General features: G+C 42.4%; 40 protein-coding genes. All 40 read right to left on the reverse strand.

From position 1 onward, the window contains the following. Positions 1-55: 55 nt before the first annotated feature. Positions 56-574, reverse strand: a complete 519-nt coding sequence (locus NQ558_RS12070) for a phage major tail tube protein (RefSeq protein ID WP_259907585.1) — start codon at positions 572-574, stop codon at positions 56-58. Between the two features lie 13 nt (positions 575-587). Continuing rightward, entirely contained in the window at positions 588-2,051 is a 1,464-nt protein-coding gene (locus NQ558_RS12075) for a phage tail sheath family protein (protein ID WP_005359656.1), read from the reverse strand. 5 nt (positions 2,052-2,056) lie between these two features. Then, complete coding sequence (locus NQ558_RS12080) at positions 2,057-2,416, reverse strand: hypothetical protein (protein WP_005359659.1); 360 nt, start codon at positions 2,414-2,416, stop codon at positions 2,057-2,059. Positions 2,417-2,431: 15 nt separating this feature from the next. Next, positions 2,432-2,905: a hypothetical protein gene (locus tag NQ558_RS12085; protein ID WP_005359660.1), complete on the reverse strand. Its 474-nt coding sequence runs from the start codon at positions 2,903-2,905 to the stop codon at positions 2,432-2,434. Then, complete coding sequence (locus NQ558_RS12090; RefSeq protein ID WP_005359661.1) at positions 2,905-3,480, reverse strand: hypothetical protein; 576 nt, start codon at positions 3,478-3,480, stop codon at positions 2,905-2,907. The genes NQ558_RS12085 and NQ558_RS12090 overlap by 1 nt, the downstream gene beginning before the upstream one ends. After that, entirely contained in the window at positions 3,481-3,822 is a 342-nt protein-coding gene (locus NQ558_RS12095) for a hypothetical protein (RefSeq protein WP_005359668.1), read from the reverse strand. Positions 3,823-3,837: 15 nt separating this feature from the next. Continuing rightward, complete coding sequence (locus tag NQ558_RS12100) at positions 3,838-4,896, reverse strand: major capsid protein (protein ID WP_005359670.1); 1,059 nt, start codon at positions 4,894-4,896, stop codon at positions 3,838-3,840. 20 nt (positions 4,897-4,916) lie between these two features. Continuing rightward, entirely contained in the window at positions 4,917-5,270 is a 354-nt protein-coding gene (locus NQ558_RS12105; protein WP_005359672.1) for a hypothetical protein, read from the reverse strand. A 16-nt stretch (positions 5,271-5,286) separates the two neighbouring features. Next, positions 5,287-6,444: a head maturation protease, ClpP-related gene (locus tag NQ558_RS12110; protein ID WP_005359674.1), complete on the reverse strand. Its 1,158-nt coding sequence runs from the start codon at positions 6,442-6,444 to the stop codon at positions 5,287-5,289. Further along, positions 6,407-7,951: a phage portal protein gene (locus NQ558_RS12115; RefSeq protein ID WP_005359675.1), complete on the reverse strand. Its 1,545-nt coding sequence runs from the start codon at positions 7,949-7,951 to the stop codon at positions 6,407-6,409. Before NQ558_RS12115 ends, NQ558_RS12110 begins: the two co-directional genes overlap by 38 nt. 251 nt (positions 7,952-8,202) lie before the next feature. Beyond that, positions 8,203-8,439 carry a DUF6148 family protein gene (locus tag NQ558_RS12120; protein WP_005359677.1) on the reverse strand — a complete coding sequence of 79 codons (237 nt, stop codon included), beginning with the start codon at positions 8,437-8,439 and terminating at the stop codon, positions 8,203-8,205. Then, a complete protein-coding gene (locus tag NQ558_RS12125; protein ID WP_005359679.1) occupies positions 8,439-10,283 on the reverse strand; it encodes a phage terminase large subunit family protein in 1,845 nt (614 codons plus the stop codon). The genes NQ558_RS12120 and NQ558_RS12125 overlap by 1 nt, the downstream gene beginning before the upstream one ends. Continuing rightward, the gene (locus tag NQ558_RS12130) at positions 10,264-10,755 is read right to left on the reverse strand and encodes a hypothetical protein (RefSeq protein ID WP_040446083.1); all 492 of its coding nucleotides are present in this window, start codon (positions 10,753-10,755) and stop codon (positions 10,264-10,266) included. The genes NQ558_RS12125 and NQ558_RS12130 overlap by 20 nt, the downstream gene beginning before the upstream one ends. A 249-nt stretch (positions 10,756-11,004) precedes the next feature. Continuing rightward, positions 11,005-11,805 carry a phage terminase small subunit gene (terS, locus tag NQ558_RS12135; protein WP_084812524.1) on the reverse strand — a complete coding sequence of 267 codons (801 nt, stop codon included), beginning with the start codon at positions 11,803-11,805 and terminating at the stop codon, positions 11,005-11,007. 188 nt (positions 11,806-11,993) lie between these two features. After that, complete coding sequence (locus NQ558_RS12140; protein WP_005359690.1) at positions 11,994-12,473, reverse strand: hypothetical protein; 480 nt, start codon at positions 12,471-12,473, stop codon at positions 11,994-11,996. A gap of 18 nt (positions 12,474-12,491) precedes the next feature. After that, entirely contained in the window at positions 12,492-12,830 is a 339-nt protein-coding gene (locus NQ558_RS12145) for a hypothetical protein (protein ID WP_005359691.1), read from the reverse strand. A 9-nt stretch (positions 12,831-12,839) separates the two neighbouring features. After that, entirely contained in the window at positions 12,840-14,291 is a 1,452-nt protein-coding gene (locus NQ558_RS12150; RefSeq protein ID WP_005359692.1) for a ParB/RepB/Spo0J family partition protein, read from the reverse strand. 3 nt (positions 14,292-14,294) lie between these two features. Further along, entirely contained in the window at positions 14,295-14,543 is a 249-nt protein-coding gene (locus tag NQ558_RS12155; RefSeq protein WP_005359693.1) for a hypothetical protein, read from the reverse strand. Between the two features lie 56 nt (positions 14,544-14,599). Beyond that, the gene (locus NQ558_RS12160; RefSeq protein WP_005359694.1) at positions 14,600-14,806 is read right to left on the reverse strand and encodes a hypothetical protein; all 207 of its coding nucleotides are present in this window, start codon (positions 14,804-14,806) and stop codon (positions 14,600-14,602) included. A 1-nt stretch (position 14,807) separates the two neighbouring features. After that, positions 14,808-15,560, reverse strand: a complete 753-nt coding sequence (locus NQ558_RS12165; protein ID WP_005359695.1) for a ParA family protein — start codon at positions 15,558-15,560, stop codon at positions 14,808-14,810. Next, on the reverse strand, positions 15,557-15,841 hold the full coding sequence (locus NQ558_RS12170; RefSeq protein ID WP_005359696.1) for a hypothetical protein: 285 nt from the start codon (positions 15,839-15,841) through the stop codon (positions 15,557-15,559). The genes NQ558_RS12165 and NQ558_RS12170 overlap by 4 nt, the downstream gene beginning before the upstream one ends. 300 nt (positions 15,842-16,141) lie before the next feature. Then, positions 16,142-16,303: a hypothetical protein gene (locus NQ558_RS12175; RefSeq protein ID WP_005359697.1), complete on the reverse strand. Its 162-nt coding sequence runs from the start codon at positions 16,301-16,303 to the stop codon at positions 16,142-16,144. Positions 16,304-16,442: 139 nt separating this feature from the next. Beyond that, positions 16,443-16,739 carry a hypothetical protein gene (locus NQ558_RS12180; protein WP_005359703.1) on the reverse strand — a complete coding sequence of 99 codons (297 nt, stop codon included), beginning with the start codon at positions 16,737-16,739 and terminating at the stop codon, positions 16,443-16,445. Then, positions 16,693-16,950, reverse strand: coding sequence for a hypothetical protein (locus NQ558_RS12185; protein ID WP_040446090.1), 258 nt, complete (start codon positions 16,948-16,950; stop codon positions 16,693-16,695). The genes NQ558_RS12180 and NQ558_RS12185 overlap by 47 nt, the downstream gene beginning before the upstream one ends. 67 nt (positions 16,951-17,017) lie before the next feature. After that, complete coding sequence (locus tag NQ558_RS12190; protein WP_040446093.1) at positions 17,018-17,875, reverse strand: DNA cytosine methyltransferase; 858 nt, start codon at positions 17,873-17,875, stop codon at positions 17,018-17,020. Positions 17,876-17,894: 19 nt separating this feature from the next. Then, the gene (locus NQ558_RS12195) at positions 17,895-18,641 is read right to left on the reverse strand and encodes a DNA cytosine methyltransferase (RefSeq protein WP_084812525.1); all 747 of its coding nucleotides are present in this window, start codon (positions 18,639-18,641) and stop codon (positions 17,895-17,897) included. Beyond that, the gene (locus NQ558_RS12200; RefSeq protein WP_005359708.1) at positions 18,638-18,940 is read right to left on the reverse strand and encodes a hypothetical protein; all 303 of its coding nucleotides are present in this window, start codon (positions 18,938-18,940) and stop codon (positions 18,638-18,640) included. Before NQ558_RS12200 ends, NQ558_RS12195 begins: the two co-directional genes overlap by 4 nt. Next, the gene (locus tag NQ558_RS12205) at positions 18,937-19,230 is read right to left on the reverse strand and encodes a hypothetical protein (protein ID WP_040446095.1); all 294 of its coding nucleotides are present in this window, start codon (positions 19,228-19,230) and stop codon (positions 18,937-18,939) included. The genes NQ558_RS12200 and NQ558_RS12205 overlap by 4 nt, the downstream gene beginning before the upstream one ends. Next, positions 19,220-19,597 (reverse strand): hypothetical protein, encoded by a 378-nt coding sequence (locus tag NQ558_RS12210; protein WP_005359715.1) that lies wholly within the window; start codon positions 19,595-19,597, stop codon positions 19,220-19,222. The genes NQ558_RS12205 and NQ558_RS12210 overlap by 11 nt, the downstream gene beginning before the upstream one ends. After that, entirely contained in the window at positions 19,578-20,207 is a 630-nt protein-coding gene (locus NQ558_RS12215) for a Holliday junction resolvase RecU (protein ID WP_227080365.1), read from the reverse strand. Before NQ558_RS12215 ends, NQ558_RS12210 begins: the two co-directional genes overlap by 20 nt. Then, the gene (locus NQ558_RS12220) at positions 20,204-20,455 is read right to left on the reverse strand and encodes a hypothetical protein (protein WP_005359722.1); all 252 of its coding nucleotides are present in this window, start codon (positions 20,453-20,455) and stop codon (positions 20,204-20,206) included. Before NQ558_RS12220 ends, NQ558_RS12215 begins: the two co-directional genes overlap by 4 nt. Next, complete coding sequence (locus NQ558_RS12225; RefSeq protein ID WP_005359723.1) at positions 20,456-20,773, reverse strand: hypothetical protein; 318 nt, start codon at positions 20,771-20,773, stop codon at positions 20,456-20,458. 17 nt (positions 20,774-20,790) lie between these two features. Beyond that, a complete protein-coding gene (locus NQ558_RS12230; protein ID WP_005359726.1) occupies positions 20,791-21,051 on the reverse strand; it encodes a hypothetical protein in 261 nt (86 codons plus the stop codon). Then, the gene (locus NQ558_RS12235; RefSeq protein WP_050750940.1) at positions 21,045-21,566 is read right to left on the reverse strand and encodes a 3'-5' exonuclease; all 522 of its coding nucleotides are present in this window, start codon (positions 21,564-21,566) and stop codon (positions 21,045-21,047) included. The genes NQ558_RS12230 and NQ558_RS12235 overlap by 7 nt, the downstream gene beginning before the upstream one ends. A 1-nt stretch (position 21,567) precedes the next feature. Next, entirely contained in the window at positions 21,568-22,437 is an 870-nt protein-coding gene (locus NQ558_RS12240; RefSeq protein WP_050750941.1) for a hypothetical protein, read from the reverse strand. Positions 22,438-22,701: 264 nt separating this feature from the next. After that, positions 22,702-23,316, reverse strand: a complete 615-nt coding sequence (locus NQ558_RS12245) for a hypothetical protein (protein ID WP_040446099.1) — start codon at positions 23,314-23,316, stop codon at positions 22,702-22,704. Next, complete coding sequence (locus tag NQ558_RS12250) at positions 23,291-23,773, reverse strand: YopX family protein (RefSeq protein WP_005359735.1); 483 nt, start codon at positions 23,771-23,773, stop codon at positions 23,291-23,293. The genes NQ558_RS12245 and NQ558_RS12250 overlap by 26 nt, the downstream gene beginning before the upstream one ends. 4 nt (positions 23,774-23,777) lie before the next feature. After that, positions 23,778-24,113, reverse strand: a complete 336-nt coding sequence (locus NQ558_RS12255; RefSeq protein ID WP_040446101.1) for a hypothetical protein — start codon at positions 24,111-24,113, stop codon at positions 23,778-23,780. Positions 24,114-24,397: 284 nt separating this feature from the next. After that, positions 24,398-25,378, reverse strand: coding sequence for an SUMF1/EgtB/PvdO family nonheme iron enzyme (locus NQ558_RS12260; protein WP_005359738.1), 981 nt, complete (start codon positions 25,376-25,378; stop codon positions 24,398-24,400). A gap of 185 nt (positions 25,379-25,563) precedes the next feature. Continuing rightward, the gene (locus NQ558_RS12265; RefSeq protein ID WP_005359742.1) at positions 25,564-25,830 is read right to left on the reverse strand and encodes a hypothetical protein; all 267 of its coding nucleotides are present in this window, start codon (positions 25,828-25,830) and stop codon (positions 25,564-25,566) included. Positions 25,831-25,837: the final 7 nt, after the last annotated feature.

The raw sequence follows: 25,837 nt of genomic DNA on the forward strand, positions 1-25,837 counted from the left end.
TGTGTTTAATCCTCCAATTTTCTACCAAATACAGGAAAAGCACGGTTTCCCGTGCTTATTTTCCAAGTGCCTTTCTTACATCCGCTAAGTAATCTTTTCCGTTTACATAGTAGATATAATTAAGTGGGTCAATCTCCAACTTTTTCTTACCGTCAATGTATGTAGCATAATAACTTACTGCATACTCTCCGCTTACCTCTGCTGCCGCTGCCGTGGCAACTTTTCCGGGGTTAAGTTTCTTCGGGGTTACTACAAGGATATGTTTTACAGATACAACCTCTGTAGTACCCTTTACGGTGTCTTTCTGCTGCTGTGCTGCTCTTAAATCAATATTGTGCTGTCTAGGCTCATGTAATTTAATCGCATTATTTGTTACCGTTCTGAAATTGAGGGTAAGGCTCATTGCTTCATTCGCACCTAAAATTACAGATTCGATTTTACCGCCAATGCCGGCCCCGCTGATTTCTTCGGTAATATTTGAAATTTCGGGCAATGTAACTTCGGAGATTCCGATATATTCCGTTGCATCTTCGTACACCGCAAACCCGATTACTGTTTCGTCAATCTTTGGCATCCTGTTTTACCTCCTACGCAAAAATATTTTCGAGATAACTTACGTCATACTCTAATACAAAATCAAGTTCCTTTGCAGGACTTGGCGGTGTAAGGTAGATATGGAATTTTGCCTTGCCTGCCAATAAGTCCGCTGTGGTGTTTTCTTCCTCCAAGAACTCAACACGACCGCCTAAAATCTTCTCTTCCGCCATTAAGCCGTTGAGCCAAATGTTAATACTCTGTGTAACGGATTCGATAAGGCGTTTATTTAACTTCTTATCAACCTTGCTCCACATTGAGAGGATAACGGAATTTGCTACCCAGCTAAACATACGGCTTACGCAATAGAAATAATCCGTAACATCTGTATTTGCCGGGTAGCAAGCTGTTTCATTGCCCCAAGATACAAAACTGCCTGTAAGGTTTAATGCCGTGATAATTCCGTTTGAATTAAGGTAATTCGCTTTTACGAGGTCTAAAAGTACCTCTGTGCCGTCTGCAAGTGCCATTCCGTCAATCTGAATAGTCTTATTACTTGCTGATTCGCACGGCGAACCTCCGCCTAAGTCCTCTGTAGCATCCGTCTTTGACATAACGCCCGCCTGATGTACGGATGAATGGTAGATTTTACCGCCAAGCGTATACTTGGGCCATGTAACAAGCTGTGACGGCTGTGTGATATTGTTCTTGCTCTTCCACGTTGGAACATCCGAATATACCTTTACCGTTTCTGTGTCTGCATCAATGATTGCTTTTCCTGTAAATAATCCGTTAATGTTCTCCGCCTTTGCTGCCATAATTGCAGCTACCTCCGAATCTGTAGAAAAGTTTGGTGCAAGGAAGAGTGTAGGGATAACGCCGTACTTAGGATATACGGAATCTACCAACTCAAAACCACTTGATTTATTGGTATTTGTGTCATATCCTCCGATAATTTCCTTTTTTGTGACCTTGCTAGGGTCAACGGAATTAAACTTAATATTAAGTCTTGCGTTGTCCGCTTTGATTTTTCCACTTTCGATACGCTCTAATCTTAATACTCCGTCTGTATAAAAAAGGTCGTAATCTTCGCCCCTTGTGTATGTTTCTGTAAGCGAATCCTCGCCGTCATATCCTTTTACCTCTACCGTATCGCTTACCGCTTCATACGGTAACTCTGTGATTCCTCCGGCTAATGTCTTTTCTACCGTTTCCGCTCCTTTAAGGTGCTTTGCAGGGTCAAGGACATTAACCATAATAATAGGTCCATTAGAATACAGCTTGAATGATGAATAGATTTCCTCGCAAATATCGTATTTATCCCATTCGTCACTATATCCCATTGCTGCCACCGCTTCCGCATAATTGGAAGCGTATACAGGCTCGTTTACTTTTCCGCCTACTGTATGTACCGGGGCAGTACCTACAATGAGGTGTATACTGCTGTCCGCAACAACAGGTGTTGAAACGCTTGTAGCCTGTTTACTTGCTTTCGCTCCGTGATAGTAATTACTCATTTACCTTAGTCCTCCTTTGGCTTTCTCATAAGACTTAAAACATCATTGTAATATTTATTCAATAATGTTCCTGCCGTCTTTACTTTTGGTTTGCATACCGCAAGGCTCTCCGTTGCCACAATAAGCAATCTTACCTGTGGTAACTTCTCAATGGTCGGTTCTAAATACTTTTCAACTGTTTCCCTGTTTCCTGTAAAAATCGTATTTTCTACCAACCCGGTGTTTGTTGTCGGTCCGATATAAATAAATCTTTCCTCTGTGGCATTCGTATTTGCCGTTTCCTGCGGTTTTTCTGTTTCTGCCGTAGAATTTACCGCCTGTTCGGTTTCTTCTGCCTTTGTGGCTGTTCTGCTCGCTCTTGGCATACTTTCCAACCTCCTTTACTCTAAATACTGTCTTACATCCCTGCGAATCTGTGGTAACTCCCAAATTGTCATAAGTTCTCCGACTTGGTACAATTCCATATTTTCATCATAGATAATTGTTTCTATCGGCTTCTGACAGGAATAATGTTTATCTATTACCACATCCTCTAACAGGCTTGTTTCTATCTTTGTGACAAGGTTAAGGCATTGCATATAATTCTCGTTTTTATCCTCCGAAAATGTAACGCAAATAATACGCACCCTGCATACATTCTCTTCATCATCTACCTTTTTGGTAAGCAATTTAAGAAGTATGTAGGGTGCTGCTTTCTTTTCCTGTTCCTTGTTTGGCAAGTTCCCGATAAAAACTAACGGCGGTCGCTCTCCGGGGTCTGTTCCATTCTCCGGCACTCTTGTGATTAACCGCATATCTTTTACTTTATCTTCCGTATAGGCTTTAAGTGCATTTAATAGGTCAATCGCTGTCATTAACTACCTCCGTTCAAAATTCTATCAAGTTCATGTTCCATACGATTGTTGATTACTTCGTTTACCCTGTCCTCGACCGTCTTTAATACAACGGCATTTTCCGCCATTCTTGGCACGGACGGACCGTAAAGCTGTTTAATCGGATAGCTTGAATCACTCTTACGCTCATATATTCCTATGTGACCGTTTGGCATCTGTGCGGTAAATGATTTTGCAAGTTCTACTTGGCTTTCACTCCGCTTTACCGCTGCCTTTACAGGTGTTTTACCGTATGTTGCTTTCTGTGGTGTGACATTGTATTTAATAAGTGGGATAACCGTACCTGCGTACTCAATGCTCCCTATCAGTCCGTCACTCCGCATTTCAACCTTTTTATATCCAATATGTGAATACCTCGATATAACCGCCGGACTTACATAGTACACACTCTTAATCTGCTTATTAAAAGCCGTCCGCCCCGCTATCAATCCTCTTTGCATAGCAGGTTTTAATACTTTTTCGTCCGCTTTTCCCAAGCCGGATAAAATAGCGTGTAGCCTGTTGGTGGTTTCCTGTGATACTTCAATGTCTATCATTTACTCATCCTCCCCCACCAACTCAATAATAAGTTCGTTGTATTCCGTTGTAACCTCGGATATTTTATACAGTTCGCTGCCTATCCACATTCTCATACCCTGCCTTGGTTCTTTTTCCAAATCAGATAATCGGATGCGTACTACAAGCAACTTTTGGTATATACCCTGTGCATGGTCCCCGGATAGCATTTGTCGGCGTGCTTCTGCTGCATCCGAATCAAATATAACAGGTACATTCCTGTCTATTCCGTCAATGCGTACTCTTTGCAATTCCGCAAATTCCTCCGTATTGTAAAAAGTACGGTCCAGGTCCTTATCAAGCATTTCCTTAAAATTCTTCATAGGCTACCACCGCCTTTAGCAGACGGTAGCAACATACCAAGAATCTACTTCGTGAGGTACACAAAGAGGTGCTGAATTTAACTGTAAAAATCTTCTAGGAGGTCTACGCTCTACCCACTGTTCCGGGATTCTCGAACCCTCTACTACCTCGATTGTCTTACCGGCTTCGTCCGTTACTCCGACAGCACCGTAATACATGGAGTAATTTGCTTCCGTTGAAAGAAGAACTACGATATTGGCAGGAAGTAAAGGCTTGTCCTCCGGCTCTTCTTTATTAGTCCAGTTATCTAAGTACCACTCATTGTATGTATAAATATCCATAGCAATTTCGTGAATAGTACCGATATAGGTAGCACCATTCGGCAACTCCTTAGGAGTGATAACGGCAGCTTCAAAACGTCTTGTATCAAGTACCTTTAATACCTCTTCATCTATTAAGAACGCTTCTAAGGCATCCGCACCCATAAGGCATACATTACAGTTTACAAAACCTTTCTTCTGTACCTGCTTTCTCCACTCTTTTAACTGTTTAATCTTACCGCCTGTCTTTTTGTTCCAAGCGTTAGCACCGCTTAATGTAACTTTGTTGGTAAACTGAAAATCAATCTCTGCCTGTAACTCTTTTCCGTCCTTGTCAAGGATAGGAATTTTACCCGTAAATAAAGCCTGACAGCACATCCATTCCTCACGGCGTGTAATCATTTCGTCAAGTTCTGTAAAATCCCTCTGCATTTTCTCTACTGCTCTCTGATTCGGGGATTTACCGCCGTAAAGGCTTTCGCCCGGTGTACGCTTTAAAATATCGTCTACGGTTGTAATTTTGTTTGGTGCTACAAGCGGTGGCTCGTAGGTGTTTGTTTCGTATCCCTCATTGTCGATAGTAACGCCACCAATCTTTTTATGTACGAATGGTGCAAGCTGTCGATTTCCTTTCTTAAAATCTACATCAATCTTCTGTGTGTCGAATGTTTCGACATTTCGGAAAAAAGTAGACTTAATGAACGTCTGCACTTTAGGCATACGCTCTACAAGTTTCCCCATTGTTCTAGGGTCGTAAATGCTGATATTTGCCATTTTTATTTATCTCCTTTTCTCTATGCTGTTGCGTTGTCTGTATCTACGAGGAAAATACCAATTTTTCTAAATGGTGCTTTAAAGTCTGCTGCCGTTTTGCCTACAGGTACTTCAATCGCACTACCGAAAAATTCACCTGTGAGGTAATATACTACCTCTTCTCCCTCTTCTGCGTTTTCTGCTGCAAGTCCGTATACATCCGCTACGGTATCTGCTGTTACCGCCTTGATTTTTCCGTCTGCCCCAAGTGTAATAGGCATAAGTTCGTGAATTGTTTCTCCGCTTGCTACTGTGCCCGAATCGGTCACAACGGGAAAATCCCCGGCGTGTACCATTTTAGGGGAATAGCTTTCTAACTTCTCTTTTCCTGCCATTGTTCTTTACCTCCTGTTATTTTGTCTGCGGATACATCTGGTCGATAATATCGCCGAATGGGTCGTTATCTTCTCCCTGTCCGCCATTGTTAGAAGTTGGGGTTACGTCTTTTACTCCCGATTTATCTACATCATCCTCACGGTCGTTTAAAAACGCCTGCCCTGTCTTTTTCTGTGCTGCTACAATCTGCATTGCAAACGCTTCCGCACTTACAGGCTCTTCATATTTTGCTTTTTTTGCCAAATCCTCAAATCCCGGCAATGTGATTTCATCAATCGCCTTATTTCTTGCCCTTTCTGCTTCTACTGCTGCCTGTGTGTCCGCTCCGGCGTTGTCTTTTGCTCCTGCCAAAATCTCGGTTTTATACGCATTGGCTACGTCCGGGTGGTTCTTTTTAAACTCTTCCAATGTCATGTTATTGCCCTCCTTGTTTTTTCCATTGGTTTTATAGTTATTATTATGGCTATTGGCGTAGCCTAATAATCCTTTTGGTATCGTGCTGAATCTCTCCAAGCCGATAGGTACGGAATTTACAATTACTTTTTCCGCATTTTCTACCTCTGTATCCACATCTGTAAACATTACAGCGGTACAAAAGCCTGCTTCTACTGCTTCCTCGCCTGTGAACCATTCGCCCTCATTTGTCATAAGGCTTTTTATCTCTTCCTCCGACTTGTCCGTAACGGTCATATAGCAATTAACAATAGATTGTTTGATTGTTTCCAATTCCTTAACGATATTTTCCAAATCTGTTGTATTGTAGTATCCAATCAATCCGGCTAATGGGTCGTGTATCATAAATACACCGCCTACAGATATTTCTATGGTATCGCCCGCCATAGCAATAATAGTTGCTGCACTTGCACACCAACCGTCAATTTTTACCGATATTTTCGCCTTATGCTCTTTTAATCGGGTATATATTGCTACTGCTGCAAATACATCCCCTCCGCCCGAATTGATACGCACGGTTATTTCATCTACCGCCCCCAAGTCTTTTAACTCTTGGTTAAATACGCTTGGTGTGATTTCATCCCCATACCACGAATACTCGGAGATTTCGCCGTACAATAGCATTTCTGCCGTGTTTCTCTCTTCGTCCGGCACAAAGTTCCAAAACCTTTGTACTTCGTTCTTATTCCTCGGTTTCTTCCTCTGTCTGCCCTCCGTCATTGTCGGGGTTGTTTTCTGTGTCTGATTCCTCACGTCCGTTAATATTCTCAACGGTTTGTGTGTCTGTCTTTGCACCTCCTGTTACCTCCTTTAACAATTCCTCTTCACGCTTTCGCTGTTTGATATTTTTGTAAAAGTCCGTGCCTGTAAGTTCCCTTGCTTCTCTTTCCCTTGTGGAATAGCCACCTTGTACCCTTTTCTCGGCAGCTTCAACCTCTTTTGTCGGGTCAAGCTGTCCGGCACTCGGTCCCGTCCACTCCGCCGAACAATAGGCATCTTTTATAATCGGGTCTGTAAAAAATCCGGGTGCTTTTATTCTTCCTTTTGCTACCGCTTCGCTTAACCATTCTTCATAGATTGGTTGGCAAAAATCAGCTACAAACCACGCCCGATACATCTTTACAACCTTGAAAAATTCAAGAATTGCGGCCCTTGATGCGGAATAGTTACTTGAAAAAGCCATAATCAGTATTTCGTATGGAATTTCCAAGGCTGCCCCTATCTGCTTTAGTACCGCAATTACAAACGGGTCAAAGTTTGGGTTTGGTCTGCCCGGGTTTACCATATTGGCTTTTTCTCCCTCTCCAAGGTCGATTACTGCCCCGGGTGCAAGCTCAATACTGTTTTCGTCCTCTTGGTCTACCTGCATCTCTTCCGGGATGCTTTCCCCAAACGGCACATCATCACTTGCACTTTCTTTTTCAATGAACACGGTAAACAATCCGTTAATGACTGCTGCCAATACTTCCGCTTCGGTGTATCGTCCTAACTGCTTTATTGTGTCAATTACGGGTGCTAAAAAGGGAACTCCTCGGACTTGTCCGATTCGCTCCCTGTTCATAATGTGTAATATATTTCTTCGTCCTGTTTTCTCTCCGTATGCAAGTACCCTTACCCACTCTCTCGGTTCTCTATCTGCAAACGATAGCGGATGAAACTTTGATACATAGTAGGCAACAACCTCTCCTGCTTTGTTCTTTTCCACACCCTCACAAAACAGAGGGTTTACCCTTTCGTTATCCGGGGTGCTTACCCTGTCTGCTTCAAGGGTTTGTATTCTAAGGTCGTAAACGCTCCCTACTCTCTTGGTTGTTGTCATTAGTGCGAATGAATCGCCACTAAGCAACGCATTTAAAAATGCTAACTGCTGCAACTGATAAAAGTTGTCTATCCTTTCAAGGTCACAATTCGTAGAATCCGCCCAATGTGCAAATTCTCTTTCTATCGTTTCCTCTAACTCCCTTGCTTCCTCCGGCTCAATCTTTAATACTTCCTCATTGATTGATGCTTTTAGGTGTAACCCAATTCCTATAGTATTGGTTCTAAGCCTTTTTATTGCCCCTGTGGCAACATTTGAGCCACCATAGAACAAATCCCTAGACCTCTGCCTTAAAGGGTCTATATTGTCCTCTACATCCTCCCTGTGGCTACCTCCGCCGTGCGTCCAACCTATAAGACTTTTCTTTGTGGCACTTGCACCGTAGTTTCCGTAACCGCTGTTAATCATACTAAGGCGTTTTTTTGCCACTTCTCGCTTTAATGCCCTTTCCGGGGATATTGCTTTTATGGCTTTATCAATAAAATTCAAGGCTCAACCTCCTTTCTCCGTATTTTGAGTACAAAAAAAGCACCTTGGGTACTTCTATATCTCCTTGGTGCTTTGCTATTTTATATATTATCACAAAAAATCGGGCAATGGCGGGCAATCTTTTATTTTCCTGTTTTGCTTGTATTTCCGCCCTTTTCGGCTGTTTTTGCCTATAAATCTCTCGGTACAATCCTGTATACCCTGTTTCTGCCCTTTTTCTTTGCTAAATTCTCCAATTCCGCCACTTTATTACTCCAATATTCTATCTGTTTGCGGATTTCTGCCAAATTTGCCCTTGTAAAGGACTTTCCGCCTATTGTGTATGATTGGTTTATTGCTACCTCGCTTTCCGCTTCCAACCACATTTCTAAGTGTTTTTTTGCGACTTCAAGTGTTATTGCTGCCATTATGCTATACCTCCGCTTCTATTTCCTCTACGTCTTGTTTGTTTTCGTGTTACCTGCACCTCTGTTTTTTTCTTCGGTGGCTCTTTTAGGGTTAATCCTGTAATTTCTATTGCTGCCTGTGCGTAGTTTCTGCAATCTAAAGGCTCATTTCGTTTTGTTTCTCCTGTAAGTTCCCATACAAAATACGGTCTGCCTTTTTTGTATTTTAATACCTGTTTCTCTGCCGTAAGACCTTTAAAATAATCCTCGTCATATCCTCGGATATATTCGTTTTCGTCTTTCGGGAAATGGCAGTATCCGGGGCCCTCTTCCTCAATCTGTAACCTCTGCAACAAAAGGGATTTACCTGTATCAACTCCAAGGGTAAATAAATATGCCTGCTCCCTGTTGTTTTTTGTCGGCTTTGATATGTATGGTCTTGCTGTACCCTCATTACCTCCCTTTATTGCAAATATCTTTCTTGCAGTTCTCGCCTTGCAGAATCTATATACCTTATTGGTAAAATGTCCGCCCGAATCCATACAGGCACATGATATTCTCATTGCCGTACCGTCTGCTTTTTTAAATGTCTGCTTTAAAAAATCGTCAAGGTTCTTCCATACTTCCGATTGTTTCAAATCTCCGTATATTCTCTTGTAGATTATGCCGTAGCTTTCGTGTTCCACGCCCCAACCTACTACCTCGACCTCAAAGCGGTCATCCTGTGTATCTATTCCTGCCGTGATTGCTATAACTTCGTCCGGCACTTCGCAACGGTATCTTTCCCTACGCTTCAACAGGTCATCTTTACTTGCTTTCTCGCCCTGTTCCTCCCAAGTCTGCCCCAATTCGGTATTAACCCAAGATTTCATAAGTTCGATATTGCCTTTTTTTAATGCCTGGTCCGCTTCGATAAAGCCTTTTACAATCTTATCCCAACCAAAAAAAGTAGATGCCAAGGAATTAAAGTGGAATCCTCGCACTTTACGGTTTGGATATTTTGCCACATACCGCCCCTCATTAAAATGCTCTTTCCACTCAACTTCTGTATGTACTACTCCGCATTTCGCACATACATAGGTTGTACTTTCTATTTCCCCGTCTGCATCCACTTTATAGATTAAATTACTCCATTCCAACGGTTGTAATTCTCCGCAACTCGGGCAAGGCACATTCCATTCTTCCATAGTGGAATGTTCGTACTCCATTTCTATACGGCTTGCCCCTTTTATCGTTGGCGTGCTTGTGTCTACCTCTTTTCGATTCCAATATGTTGTAAGTCGTTTCCCTGCAAGTATCAGAGGGTCCCCCTCCGCTCCTGCTGTTGGTGGGTAAGCGTCTATCTCGTCCGCTAATAATATACGGATTGGTCGGCTTCGTAACTCTGTTGGAGAGTTTGCACCTGTCATTGTGATACGTCCGCCCGGAAACGCTTTTTTAAAGATTGTGTTTCCTGCGGTTCGGCTTTTCTCATTTATCTTATCCCTTAATGCCGGGGTATCTCGTACCATTGGCATAAGCCTATCTTTGCTCATTGTTTCCGCAAGGGATAAGGTCGGCTGCATACACAATATGGTGCATGGGTCATAGTGCATATAATAGCCTATTGTATTAAGCAAAAAAGCATCCGTTTTTCCCATTTGTGCAGCACTCATAACTACAACTTTTTCAACAGATATATCCGTTATTGCATCCATAATTTCCCGCTGCCAAGGTGCTTTTTCTGTATTCCACTTACCGCCTTTGCTACCCGATTCAGAGGACAAACGGCGGTATCTGTCCGCCCATTGTGATAATGTCAAGTCGGGCGGTGGCTCTAAGACCTTAAATATTCTGTTGAAAAGGTCAATCGTTTCCCTCTTCATCTTTTATTTCCTCCTTAAACATACCCTCAAAATCGGATAACTCGTTAAGTGCTTCTTTTATTTTGTCATTCAGATATAGAAAAATCTTTGCTTTGTCCGTCATTGCTGCCAACTTGTCCGCTTCCTCTGCCGGAATGGCACTTAATCGGCTCTTAAAATTGATTAACATAGCTGTCATTACTTTTTCTATGTCCTCCGACCTATGCAATTCGCCTTTCTTTACCGCAAGGTCTAACTCTTCATTAAGCCTTTTGGTTTTGGTTAGCTTTGCTCTTTCCTCGTTGAGGTCTACCGCTTCCTGTGATTCCGGGTTACGGTCCCTCAAATATTTTATGTACGCCCTATTGGTTTCCGCCAAGGCGTACAGGTTTCCTTGCTTCGTCTGCAAAATTCCTTTCTGTGTCAACCTCTCCACATTTTTAGGGGTCATATCTAAGAATTTTGCGACCGCATTTTTATCATAGAGTTTCAAAATCCTACCCCCTTAAAAAATTTTGCGGATTTTTGGAAGTCGTTTTTTCGACCTTGAATCTAGGAAGCGTTTGGGGTCACGGCACCCTCACGCCGTTCAGACGGCTTACAGTACCTACGCACCCTCGCCGTCCGTGGCGTGTGCCTGCGTCCGCCTGTGGTGCTGTGTGCGGTGCGTGCCTGCCTGTGCGTGCGTGTGCGTGAGCGTGTGGCGGTGCGTGGCGTGGCTACTGCTGCCGTGTGCCTACGCCTATACCTCGCCGTCCTCACTGTCCTCTGTGTAGCTATCGTCTATCTCTCCTGTGTCGGGGTCTACATCATACTCCCCGCTTATCTTCTGTTTCATCAATGCGTACCGCTTCTCTTCCAATGCGATACGACGTTGCTCTAACTCATAAGACTTTATTGTATCCAATAGCTTTATGATTCTGCCGTGTACTTTATTAAGCTGGTCCTCTAGCTTCATTGCCCTTTCAAAGGCAGAGGATTTAATAGTTGTTTCCATAGCCACGCTTAGAGCCGGTCCCTGTGTCTTTTCTTTGCCGTCCTCATTGTATGCACCGTATGGGTCTGCATCCTCTCCCTCTTTTCCGGGGGTACGCATTTCTACAACCTTGTCTGTGTATAGGTTGCCTGTGGTATCCGTGTTTAATTCTTTTATCCTTTTTTCCAAATCTTTTTCTTTGGCTATAAGGCTTTGTAATTCCCTTAATGTATTTTCCCCTGTATCAAGGGTAACTGATTCTATCAACGCTTTTTCATCTTCTGATAATTCATCAAAATACACCTTGGAATATGCCCCGTGTGTTTCTGCATTTTTATTTCTTACAGGGGCCCCGTGACCCTTGGCGTTTTTATTGCCTTTTTGTCCGCCCCTCTTTTTGGGTTTATTTTCAAGTGCATCATTCCACTTGTCTACGCACTTCCATTTTCGCACCTTTGCCGAATCAATCCCCAAGGCTTCCGCAATTTCTGTATTCTTCATTAAGCCGTCTGAATCCAAAAAAAGTTGCTTCGCCTTTTCCCTGTTTTCGTCTTTCTGTCTTGCCAAGTCAAAACCTCCTTTCGTTTGTTTTCCCGGTTTTCGGCTTTCCGTTCTTTCGGAATCTTCGCATTTTTGCAAATTCAAATTTTTATAACACGAAAAGGCAACAGGATTTAACAATAAAATCCTGCTGCCCTGCTTCGCTTTTCATCTTAGTATTATACTACATAAAATCGGGCAATAGCGGGCAATCTTTAATGCAAAACCTCTTTCAAAATTTTGCTTCGTGATATGTTTCTATTCCTTGCTAATTTTCCGCCTAAGACCTCTAAGGCAACGCACCTTATATTTTTACTCTGTCGGACAGAATAACTAATCTGTTCCGCTATGCGTTCCCATTTTTGACCCTGTAAGTAAAATCCGCATATTATAGCCTTGTGAATCGGAGTTAAGGAATAAATCTCTTTTGATATTTCCGTTCTCAACTTCTTTAACTCCTGTATTCTGCCCTTTAATTCCTTAATTCTTTCTGCGGTATCTGTACCTGCTATTTTGATTGCAAGCAGAGCCGTAGAATCGCTTGTATTACTTCCGTGTGGCATACCGTCATAGTTAATTGCCCCTGTGGTATCATACACGCTTTCGTACTGCTCTAGCCACTCGCCTGTAACCTTAATATCAAGGTCAATATCTTTGTAAAATTTTAAGATTGCTTCTACTTCCCAATTCTTCATTTTATGCTATCCTTTCTTTTATGGTGGTCTGTATTTTTCACGCCATTTGATATTTGCTTTTCCTGTAGCTTCGATTTCCGCTATACAACTGCTGCCGTGCTTCGTCCTCTTGGCTTCGCAAGATTCGCAAATATCCGATTCCGCTATATCGAAAATATCTTTTAACCTCTCTGCAAGGTCTTTTATTTTCTCCATAAGCAAATCAAAGGATTGCATACATTGATTTATTAAATCGCACGTTTCTTTTTCTGTTTTTCCAATTTGTGCGGATAGGCAGGCAACCAATGTAGATAATTGATTGCTTGCCTTTTCTTCTCCGCACCAAATAATACCCTCCTTGTATTCGATACGGTTCATACACACCGCCTAACCCTGTAAATACTTCTTATACTCTGCTGTTTTGCTCATTACCCATACAGATAAGGCGTTGGTTAATCTGTTTTCCCATTCTGCCGGGCAGATATTTCCGTTTTCGGATTCTGTCATAATAACCTTTCGTACCTCTTTCTGTATCATGTTGTACTGTCCTGTTCCGTATTTCTTGCTTATCCACTCTGTAAAGGATAATCCCTTTTCCTGTGGTTCGGGTACATATTCCGGGTAATCGCTCATATCCTGCTGCCCCGGTAAATTATCGTTTTCCTCTTCGTCCTCCTGTGTTTCTTCCGGCTCATTCATAAAACCGCTTTCCTGTGTTTCCTCGGCATCCTCTTCCTCTGCCGGTCCCTGTGGTGCTTCCTCTGTGGAATCGTCATAGGCTAATTCTTCCGTTTCTATCATCAATGCAACAATTTCTGCAAGGTCGGAATACTCGATAATATATGTACTCCAATCCTCCTTAATCTGTATTGCCATTCCCTCCGTTTGGAATCTGTAAATAAATTCTTTTCCATTAAGTTCTAAGGTCTTGGCGGTAAATGTCTTTGAAAAATGCTTAACCAATTCCTTTTCAACTGCTGCCACATTGCCTTTTACTTTGAATACCGCACGGTTTACCTCTCCCTTTAAGGCTTCCTTAATTGCTTTCTGCACCTGTTCCGCCTGTTCGTCTGTAATCTCCGTTTTCGGTTCTTCTTTCACATCACTTATATGTAACTCGCCTTTTTCTTCGTATTTTTCGTAAGCCTGCTTCTGCCCATCTTTATCAAGTCGGCTAAGTTCGTGGGCGGTAGAAATATTGATATTGCCTTTTTCCAATTCATCTTTAAACTCCTGTGATAAATTGTTTTCAATGGCTTCCATTCTTCCAACCTGTGTAGTAGATGTATTAAGCATCTGTGCCACAATATCACGGATACGCCCCATTTTCTCCCTTTCCTCTTTTGGCTTATCCTTGTTTTCTTCCTGTAAGGCTTTCTTATACTCGGTAAGGATTTCTTTTAATTCCTTTGCCTGCTGCACTTTTTCCCAATCCGTAAGCTGTCTTGCCGTTGCATTGGTAAATATAAGACTTAACTTATCCTTGATTGTGTCTGATTCCTTTTTGATAAGGCACGGCACTTTTCTATATTCCTCTTTGCCCTCCTGTACCAACTTCAAGGCTGCAAGTCTACGGCGGTGTCCTGCGACTACTTCGTATTTTCCGTGTGCTTCCGGCTTTACTACCAAGTTCTGCTCAATGTGTCCGACCAATTCAATAGACATTGCTAATTCGTCTATGTTTTCCGTGGAATAAAAATTATCCTTGCTCGGCATTAAGTCCTCCACATCAAGCATAGTTACCTTAAATTCCTGTTCCTGTTCTGCCGGTCCCTCTGCCTGTACTGCTGCCCCTTTGCTTTTTGCATTGAGTAAATCGTTAATATTAAATCCTGCCATATCTTAAACCTCCGTTTTCTCTATTGTGTCCGATTCGGTCACTTTTCTTAATTCTTCCAATCTTCCCGATAATACAAGGGTTGTTGCATAGCACACAATTCTCATAAATTCCATATCCAAGGTTTCCCAATTTATGTGTGTTGTGTTTGGTCTTTGTCCTGCCGTTTTCTGTGTTGTCATTTTGATAAGCCTGTTTACCGCTTCCGTTAATTCTTCTATATCCTCGTTTGTAAAGGTATGCGTTCCCTGCATAAGGAAGTGTCACATAGTATCCTTTACTCCGTTTGATATATCTGTTTTGCTCATACTTACCTGTACTCCTTTCTTGTATCCTTATCTCTCAATACGATACGTCCGACCATTTCATACCCTGCAATATCTATCATCTGCTTTAATACGCTTACAAGGTTTGTCACTTCCGGGTTGTATTCCTTTTTCTTTGCCTTTGGTTCTGCTTCGTGGATTGCTGCCCCGGCTGTGGGGTCAGCATATCCCTCCTTGTTTCTGTATACCATTCTATCCCTCCAAATACTCCTTAACGAATGTCTTATAATCTCTTGCTGCTCCCGACCTCGGAGAATATTGCATAAGACTTTGCGTAGTAAATGTAACCTCGTCTGCCTTTTCCGTTCTTCTAATGTGTGTTCTGAATACCGGGTATCTCTGATTCTGCAAGTATTCCTCTCCCTGTCTGCATACATCACGGTTGTAAAACATTGTTACAAGGCATCCTCTAAACTTCAACTTTGGGTTAAGCTGCTTTGCATTGTTTATCTGTTCTTCCAACTCTTTCATACCGTCAAATGCGTAACCGTCAATCTTAATCGGTATGATAACCTCGTCTGCTGCCACTAAGGCATTGATAACAGATATATTTATATCCGGCGGACAATCAATAATGCAGTAATCAAATACATCTTTTACCTTTTCCAATTCCTTAGACAATATTGTTACCTGGTCTATTTCCTCGTTCTTGATTACCTCAAGGTTTGCGGTTAAAAGTGTCATATTGGCAGGTACTACCGCAATGTTTCCATTTGCTCCGAGCTGCATTACATCCGTTAATGTCTTATCCCCTGTGAGTACATCCGCAAAACTTGGTGCTTCATCATTCCATACACCGCACGCCTTGGATAAATTACCCTGCTTATCATTATCAATAATCAATACCTTTTTGTCGTAATCCTCTGCCAAGATATAACCCATATTTACGCTTGTTGTTGTTTTGGCACATCCGCCTTTCATGTTAATAATTGCAATAGTTTTCATCTGCTTTTACCTCCTGTGATTACTCTTTGTGCTTCCTTAAAGTCCTTTTTCTTAATCGCTCTAAGGATTCGGGCAAATACCGCCCCTGCCTGTCTGCCAAGTTCTTTGTTCATAAAGTCCAAATCCTCGGAAGTAAATACTACCTTTAATCCGGGGTCGTTTATGATGTTTTTAGCTTGTATTACCTCGATACCGCATAGGGTTCTTACTCCGCTTTTGAAATAATCCCTATCCTCCTGTGTCATTGGTATTTTTTCATAGGCTACCTCCTGCGTGTGCATTGCACACTTTATACAATCTCTAAAGGCTTAGGCACTCTATAAGGTGTGCAATAGCCTTTTTCGGGTGGACTTCTCGGCATATATCCACCGCCTTTCCCGGCTATGTGATAGGCGTTGCAATTTTTCACATTAAAAAATTACTAAAAACCTGTTGACTTACCGCACGCTCTCTAGTTGGCGTACCCACTGCTATTTTTTCACTCTATCCCTGCTACGGCTATTGGCTTGCCCTCGTCAGAAAACAGGTTGCCGACCTGTCTTGACGGCTCGGGGCGGTTGCCCCTTACCGTTTCGGCTATCTTATAGTCCTACGCTTGCCATTACTTTGGCTATTTCCTTATCAACTCCCTGTGCAATAAGTTCTTTTACTCTATTGTCGGTGTGTTTTTTATGTATTTTCTTAACTGTTTCCTTTGCTAACATTGCTTTGTATGCTTCATTGAATCCTTTAATCTCTACCATTGTTTCTTACCTCCGTTTTGCTTTCCTTTGATGATTCTATTATATACTTATATAAGTATATTTACAACCCGGGATAATCAACAAATATACTTATATAAGTACATCAATCTTTTGTGCAACTTGTATACTTATATAAGTATCATTCCTGTATGTTCTTTTTCTTCTCTTCCAACTGCTGCCTTTTATCTTTCAGATATTCCATATATTCGCCGTATGTCATTCCCGGCGGTGTGATTCTTCTTTGTGTTTCTCTTGCCTGTTTTGCTTTTTGGCTTAATACTGCTGCCTTGCTTACCGTCTTTTTCTCTTCTCTCTTTGGTTCTTCGGGTTTAATCCCTAATCTCCTTGCCTGTCGGTTCGGCTTTGCCTTGTTATATGTCAATGTCCTTTCATGTTGGAACGGTATTACTTTCCTGTTTCTTCTCTTCTTCGCCATAACTGCCCCTTTCCAAATCGTCCGCAATTTCTGTTATGCTCTGCATACAGGCTTTTATATTCGTGTCTGTATCTGCCGTTATGCTTAATATGTTGCTTATCTGTCGTAACCTCTTTATCTGTTTTGGGGCAACTGCTGCCCTTTTCAGACATTCCGGGCATATCTCTATGCCCTCCAATGCCTTTTCTCCACATAAGCTACATTTCTTCATGTGTACCAACTCCTATTTTCTAAAGAACTTCAATACCCTTTCGTGCCACCAATACTTAAATACTGCCTTATAAAAGGCTCTCGTCTTTTCTTTCATTGTCCTTTTCTTCCTCCTGTAGGATTCGTATAATGCCTATATAGAGCCTTTCCGCACAATATACGCATATACTGTTGCCTATTGCCCTGTATCGTGCCGTATCGGCTATAATATTGCCGTCTGCTCCATATTTCGTCCAATCGTCCGGGTATCCCTGTAATCGTTCTCCCTCAACAGGTGTAAGCCTGCGGATTATGTATACAACTTTCTGTGTTGCTTTCTTCAACAGGTCTTTAATGCTTTTCTTCGGAGTGCTAGGGATATTCCCCTTTGTCTTGGTACTCTCTGTTATCAGAGTTTCCGACCCTCCGCCGTAAGACCCCCCCGCTGCCCTTAAAGTGCCGTTAATCTGTGTTTCCCTGTATCCTCCGTGCTGATTCTCTTCAAAGGCTTTCTTATCGGTTACAATCAATGGGGTATCTCCCCTTACGGTATTGTTCTGTCCTGCGGTTAATGTTCCGCTTGTATCGCTTTCCCTGTATCCGTGGTGTTGGTAGGCTTCGTAAAATACGCTGTGAATGTCTGCCGTTGTGAGTGTCGGGCAAGGTCCCCCGACCTTTCCAACGCCTAATCCGTTGCTTGCCTTATTTCTTGTAACTTCATCCCTTAAAGGGATAACATTTCTTTTTTCAGAATATATTACAGGTTCTCCGCCGTGCGTACATGTGAGTGTTGGGGATAATTCCGTTGTTATACCGCATTGGCTTTTACCTCCGCCTTGGTCTATGGCAATGGTTCTTTGCTCGTACATAATACAAGGTGTTTGACCTCCGCCACGCCCCATATTCTGTACTAAGGTTGGTGTAATGTCTTTATAAGTTCTTACCACGCTGTCAGCGTGTGCAAAATCAAGACCTAAGACCTCCCCCCCCTCGGCTACTTTCTGTTCTAAGGCTATTCGTAGATTGTCCGGCAGCTTCCGCCCTTTGTTCTTTGCTCTTCGGAGTATACCCAAGCACGCTTTCGGACTTAAATAATATTTCTCCGGCACGTTGTCCTCCAAAATCTCCGATAAGGTAGATTCGTTTTCTACGCTGGGGTACTCCCCAATATTGAGCATCAAGGACTCTCCAAGCGGTGTCAACCTCTCCCCCTCTAACCATTCCTGCGGTTGCCCATTTGCCACTTGCAGGCATTGGAATATTGGCGTTTGTGACTTTTTCAAGCACGGCTCTAAAATCCTCTCCGTTGTTACTTGAAAAAGCTCCGGGTACATTCTCCCAAATAATGAAAGTTGGATATTTTCCATTTGTTGCTAACCTCATTTCTCTTATAATTCTTATTGCGTGTGTGAATAACCCGGAACGATTGCCTTTAAGTCCTTTTCTCTTTCCTGCTATGCTCAAATCTTGGCAAGGACTTCCAAAAGTTATAATATCCACGGGTTGTATTTCATCCCCTTTAAGTTCCGTAACGCTCCCAACGTGCATTACATCCTTAAAGCGGTATCTTGTTATGTCAATGCAATTCGGTTCTACCTCTGCGGCCCATAACGGTTTAATGGTGCATCCTGTATCTATCCCGCTCGGTATTCCTGCTGCATAGCAGAAACCTCCTATACCATCAAACAGGCTACCTAGTGTTAATTGTTTCAACGCTTGCCCTCCTTTCTGTTTTTCTTCTCCTGTTTTCTCTTGGCGTATTCCTGTAAGTATCTTTCCTGTTCTTTGTCCTCTTCCATTCTTGCCAATCTCTTTTGATACTTTTTGTATATCCTGCACTCTTCTGTGCAATAATCGCTTTCATTCGGACACCCGATACATTCATGTAATCCGCCGTCCTCGTCCATATCAATACCAAATACATAAGAGAAAAACATAATAATGAGTGGAAGAAAAAATAATACTGCTGCCACGGCAACGATAATTAAGATTACTGTTATTGCTGTTTTCATTCCTGCCAATCCTCCAACTTTTTAACTCTTGTCTGTAGGTTGCTTATGGTTACTTTCATTTCCTCAATCTGATAAGGCAATACGTCCGTATTCTCAAACATATAAAGGACTTCTACCGCCCGGCTTATCGGCACACCGCTTTTTAATCTCGGTTTATTGGTCTTTGGGTCAATCTCCGTAAGTCTGCCGTTCTTCGGTTTCCTCTTGGTGTCCTTTGCCGGTCCTGGCATTGCTTTATTCATCATCTTGTAATACGGAATCTCTGCCCCTATAATTCCGTTAAGTCGCACTTAATAACCCTCCCTGTGCCGTTTCCTCTTCAATCTTCTTATCCGCTACTGCTGCCGTGTCCTGCAACTCCTTTTCCAACCTTTCCCAAATCAGAGGAATCATTAACTTGCAAACTATCATTGTATGTATTCTGCTTGGTGCTTCCGTCAATCTTTCACACATATACACGAATAATAAGCCTGCGTTGGCATCCCCCTCCCAATCCGGGTTATCCTGCCTTGATTTCTTGAAAAGCGGTGTTTCTTTGTACTGCTGCCCTAACTCCTGTAAGATTTCTATTGAACGGTCTGTAAATATTACCTCTCCGCCCTCTTTAACCTCTGTAATTGTCAACAGTTCCATAATTTTATCTTTTTCGCTCTGCATTTTCGTATGCTCCTTTCAATTCCTCGGTGTGCATCAAGAAATGTACCGCACCGTCAAACTTAACCTTGTATTCCTCTATATCATCCGGCTTTAGGTACTGCCTGCCGTACATTTCTTTCATATCACGCCATACATTCCACGGAATAAAGAAAAAATCATCCTGTATACAGATACACACCCCACATAACGCCCCTAATCGGCTATGCTTTTCTAATACGTCCATTTGCGTATCTGTAAGCACATTTCGGGTTATCCTGTCTTTGCTTGTCCTCTTTGCTTCAAACATTATCGAACGCCCACCGTATAAGGTCCCTTGAAAGTCGGGTTGTGCGTGTGTACTGAAACGCCCGGTAAATTCTCCTGTCCTGTGGTTCTTGCTTGTTACTCTGAATGGTTCGGGTGTTTTATCAATAGTTGCTATACCGTGGCTCTCGTACATTCTGCACCCGGCTAAAATCTCTCTTTCAAAGTGCTGCCCCTGTGCATTGTTGAGCCTGTTTTTATACTGCTGTTTTAATTTATCTTCATCTACTGCCGTGGTTCTTGCCTGCTGCCACTTCTTTAATTCTTTTTCCGTGTCCGAATCGGTCACAAATCCTTGATTTATCAATGTTTTTCACTCCTTTTCGTTAATTCATTCCACGGTATCAACCGCATACGCTTTTTACCGTCCAATTCGTAAATAAATGATACCGTGCCATTCTTTAAGCTGTGTTCCGTGATAATATCCGTTATCTGCATTTCTGCCGTGCCTAATCTTCTCGGATACCCTGTAATAGCCATTCCCTCAATTATTGCGACCTCTACAATATCGCCTAACTCATAAGGGCAATGTGCCGTAAATATTGCCTGCTGCATTTAACAATCTTTCCTTTCTCTGATTTCGTGTATGTGTAGCGTGTAGTATTCTGTTCCGGGTTCTGCTCCCCATTCTTCCTTACCTGTCTTAATATCCAACGAACATACGGCGGTAAACTGTGGTCTACTGCTGCCGTATCCGTTTCTGAATCCTATTAACTGTTTATCAAGTCCTGTAGGAATATTTGAGTTTGGGTACATTTCAAATATTTTCTTAAACCTCGTTGTATAATACGGTTTAATCTCTCTGTATTCCTCCTGTTTATCCCCGGAAAGAATCATATTGAACCACTTACTCTTAATCGGTAATATCAGCATTATATTTTCCTCCCTGCCTATTCTTCTAACAGTTCTATTTCATCATCACAAAATAGCCTTGTCATTCCATTTCTGTAATGTTCGCTGTATGGCTCGTCTACTCTCAAATTTGCCCTTGCGTATTCATCATAAGTTGATTCCGCCGTGATAACTCCCGTTATTCCTGTCATATCTTTGTTGCAATCCCCTGTCATTCCGTACTTGTAATGCAATATTGACTTTGCATTGATTACCTTAATACGCTGTCCTGTTTTGTACTCTTTTCCGCCTATCAGCATTTCCCCTTTCTCCTTTCTATGTCCTCTTCCATTTTTTTGTAGCAATACAAGGTTGCTTTTACATCCTCTAAGGAATCGTGAGCCTTAAACTCGTAACCGTAGTATGTTGCACACTTGGTAAGGCTCTGCCACTTGTAACTACCTCTGCGTTCGTTCCATTCTCCATAGATTTCTGCAAACATAATCATAGGGTCAATCCATTTTTCCGGGTCTACCTCTATTCCGTATGCCTTTAGGTAACTATCTTCAAACGCTGCATTATAGGCTATTACCTTGTCCGCCTTGCTTAGAATATCAAGCACCGTAGGTACATATCTTTCAAACGGTAACTCATTGGCTACCATAAGTGGAGTAATGCCGTGTACCGCCTGTGCATCCTCCCAACTGCCTTTATTGTTCGGTCTACAATAAACATTAAGCAAGACATTATAGTTTTCATCAATAATTGATACCTGTAATACCTCGTCCTCTCCTGCTTTTAATCCTGTTGTTTCAAAATCAATAGTTGCAATCAATTTAATCCCTCACTTTCCGCAATCGTAGGTAGCAATTCCACCCCGTATAGTCGTTGTACTCAAAATCTATCTTGGTAGGCTCATACCCCTTATATAACTTTCTCCATACTTCCTTATCTTCCGGGGTCTTTGCATACTCTCGGAGTTTTCTAAAACTCCATTTATGGTCGTTTTTCTTTACCTTTGGCTTTTTAAGGTTCATTGATGTGGACCATTTTTTACAGCCTTTTTTACGCTTGTTTATGTAATTTACTATGCCCTCTAATCCGTTTTCGTTTGGCTGTAATCTGTCACAGTTTACGAATCCGTAATAATCTACATTGGCTCTGTATTCCGGGTCGTTTGCCTTTTTCCAATTTATCCTTGTGGTACTCCACATTAACTCTAAATCGTCACGGTCTAACCCTCCGCTGTTGATAATGATATGGTGGTGGATTCTTACGGCTTTTGTTGTCTTATCGTCCGCCTCAATCCCCTGTAATGTAAGCTGCCCCTCTTCCTCTTCCGGGGTGTATTCGGTAACAAGCATATACTTTAAATCCTCGCCTGTTTCCCTCTTCATTTTCCTTTTGATGCGGTCTAAGTAGTTATGCACATTCTTTTCCGCTTCCTCCAAGGACATAGGCAAATGCTCATTGTTGTATGTAGCTGATATATGAAAATCATTTGTACCAAAATTAGTATTGGCAATCTGTACGAATCTTCTTTTACTTCTCTTGTCGTTAAGGTTCTTTTGAGCCTGTGAGGATTTACCCTTTTTTCCCTTGCCTGCTTCCGGCATATTCGTAACTGCTACTATATCAACCTCTAAGTATTCCTCTCCGCAATATATCCTCTTCTCACGGATAAAGTTCTTTCTCTTCTTTGCCATACCGTTCATTCTCCTTATACTACAAGTCCATAAGGGTACACCTACTAAACCATATACTTATACAAGTATAATCTTATATAAGTATATAATTTTATGAATGTCCTAGATGTTAATACCCCATACAAGGTCCTCAACACGCCCTCATTTATAGCCTTTTGGCGTGTGATTTCAAGGCTTTTTATTGACTTTGTGCAAGCCTTATAGTATAATTTGAATAGGTGTAATTATCGCTATAAGGCGGTAACAGGGAACTTGCATAAGCCACTATGCAAGTTCCTTTTCTTTTGCTCTTTCCCTGTAAATCTTGGTTGCAAAATCTACCGTGTAATATCCTCCACAACCTTTATGCTTTGCCATATACGCACAACTAAGCGATATTTGACCGCATTTTAAGCATTTAAGTTTAAAGTACGGTAATGCCGTTACCTGCACGTCCAAACAAGGAATATACGGTATCTCCAAGCCGTTATCTGCGTGGTATCTGATACCCTCCACAAAATCCGAATAATCTACCATGCTTCCAATGTTCTTTATGTTCTCGGTATCCAAATCCCCGACCTCTATAATCTCGCCGTTTACTATGTCTACCGTTGTTTCCAAGTCCTGCACTATGAAATAGCCTATTTCTTCCGCCGTTTCATAAAGCAATATATCCTGCTCATAAATCGGTTTCCCGAATCTGTCGGCTGCATCCGTCTGTCTGCACATGGTATTTATATCTACCTCATACACATTTGCACCCGGATAACCGCCTTTGTCTATGTAATGACCTGCGGGGCGTACTGCCCCGTCACTCGGTCTTATGGGTGGTTCTGTTATATATTCGCCCTCTACCCATATTGGGTACGGTGTACTACTGCTTTTCGCCTTTGCTCTCACTTTCCTGTACCCCTCTTTCCGCAACCGTGCCGATAATCTCCATAAATGCCGTGTCGGATACTCCTGCTTCATTCACGCACGGCAAAAGCTGATGTATCACACCCTCGGGGTCAATCCAACGGAATATAACCACATCCGCAAGCCTAACCTTTACGGTATCGCCCTCAAAGTTCGGAAGCGTATTATATTCCCTGTCAACTGTTGCCTTGTCTACTACAAATTCTCTTATCTGTCCGTCTACTTCCAAGGCTACAATATCGCCTGTGTAAATTTCTTTGCCGTTCTTATCCCTGTAAGGTGTCTGTTCTCCCAAGGTGTCCGGAAATATCTCTTTAAAATCTCCGTAGACCGTGCCAATCTCCGCCACTTCATCCGTTGCATATCCGTAAGACGGCAGACCGTAGACCCACTCGTAAGATTCTTTTTCCCTGTTGTATGTCAATCCTCTGTACTTCATTGTCTTACCTTTCCCAAGGCTTTAGCGTAAGAGGGTACTGCTCTTTAATTTCACGGCTACGCTCTACATTAGTCTGTAATATAAGCTGTGCCTTTTGCATTTCCTCTTGTGGCATTTCCTTGTCTTTGTACTCGTCTACAAACTCTTGATATTCCTGTATCTTTTTCCTTAACTCTGCATCCGTGGCAGATATGACATATACGGTACTGCAATGTCTGCAACGCCAATACCTGTATTCGATTTCCCCGACTTTTTTATAACTCGGTTTCGTCTTTCCTATGGATTTATGGCACTTATCGCATACGATTGTAGGCTTGTACTTTCTTTTTATTGGTTTCACTTTATTCCTCCTGTAGCACTTTTAGGCTCTTGATATGGGATACCCGGAATAAACAGGATTTACATACATAGGTATCCTTGTGAGATAAAAAGTAATACCCACCTTTCAAGTACAGGTTGGGGTTATTTCTTACCTCTTCCGTGCCTGTTTTCCTTAAAACTCACTGCATTGTATCGCCGTCAAATAGCTTTACTTCCACGCTCTCGCCTATGTGCTTTTCTAATTCGCTTCGCTTCATAGTTACCGCCTTTCAAGTACAGGGGTGCTACCGCACCCCTTAACAGTTATTCAGTAATCAGTTTTCCGTTTACCTCATAAAAAGCGGAGCGGAAACCAACGAGGTCGTCCGAGTCGGAACGAGGGCCATCCAAGATGAGAGCGGACGGACCCGAACCAGAAGTACTGCCGAACGCCGACCCACGGAGAGGCATATATTCGCCCTCGGTGGCATCAAAGTATACATAGGTCTTTCCCTCTTCCTCTGCTCTTTTATCCGGGATAATTCCCAAATCTTTAAGCACCTGTGGAATTTCTGATAACTCAACCTCTAATTTCTCAATTCGTACTCCGTCATAATCCGGCTCGTAATCATCTGCTGCCACGGCATCCGTAATTGTGATTTCTCCACATTCCACATTTGCCCTTACCGGTCCCTTGGATGTTTCCGCCTGCTGCCATCCGGCACTATCCTTTGACAGGTCGCAGTATGGGGATGCTGCTTTATTGTCCGGGATAAACTCTATTACTCCGTCCTTAATCCTTAATCCTGCCAACCATTCCCATACATTACCGTTAAGGTCTGATACTCCATAAGGTGTATGGTCGTGATTCCATGTAACCGGTCCTGTACCTGTGTATGTTCTTCCAAGATTACTTACCTTGCCCTGTTCGTCATTGTGGTAGTAGTCCTTGCCCCAATCGGTGTTACCGTGTGGCATTGTGCCTTTTTCTCTGCTCTGATTTAACAGATATTCGTACTCTACGGCGGTCATAAGATGCCAACCTAACCCTTTGCATCTGCAAGCCTGTACCGCACCGTCAAATGTGATATTTACGGTCGGGTCTGCCATTGGCATACTGTAGGCTCTGCCGTCAATTACGATATTCGGGTACTTGGATATGTAAATGGCATCTGCCACCTTATCCCCGATTTTGAATACTGCCGGGACCTCTTCGGTATCCTTTGGTCTTACGAATCTGCACATAATAGAGGGAATCCCTCTATCATCAAAAATTACTACATTGTTGTGGTCTACTGTGTTCATTCTTCCTTGTCCTCCTGCTTTTAATTTTTAATGTTTGGCATAAATGGAATGTAACTTAATACTTCCACGCCTTTTTATACTCTCTTCCGTGTGTAATCCCGAATCGAAAAACGCACAAAAGGTTGTACCGCCTATAATGCTTGTCACTACGATATAATCCCCGATATTATGAAACTCGCACCGCTTCACGTTTCGGTATACCGCTGTGTGCTTCTCTGTTCTGCTGCCCGCCATGCTGCCCCTCCTTTCGTTGTGTCCGTGCTATATTCAAGGCGTATTGCCCTTTCTTCCTCCGCTATATCAACTGCTGCCTGTCTTATCTGCTCACAATCCTCTTTTAAAATATCTGCGGTCATTTCTATAACTTCTAATGGTAGGTTTTCATCTACCGCCACAGAACCGACCATATCCGCCAACTCTCTAGCTTTTTCTTCTATTTCTTGATTCTTCATATTCTCC

It is taken from the genome of Eubacterium ventriosum, from assembly GCF_025150745.1.
In the GTDB taxonomy this organism is placed as follows: Bacteria; Bacillota; Clostridia; order Lachnospirales; family Lachnospiraceae; genus Eubacterium_G; species Eubacterium_G ventriosum.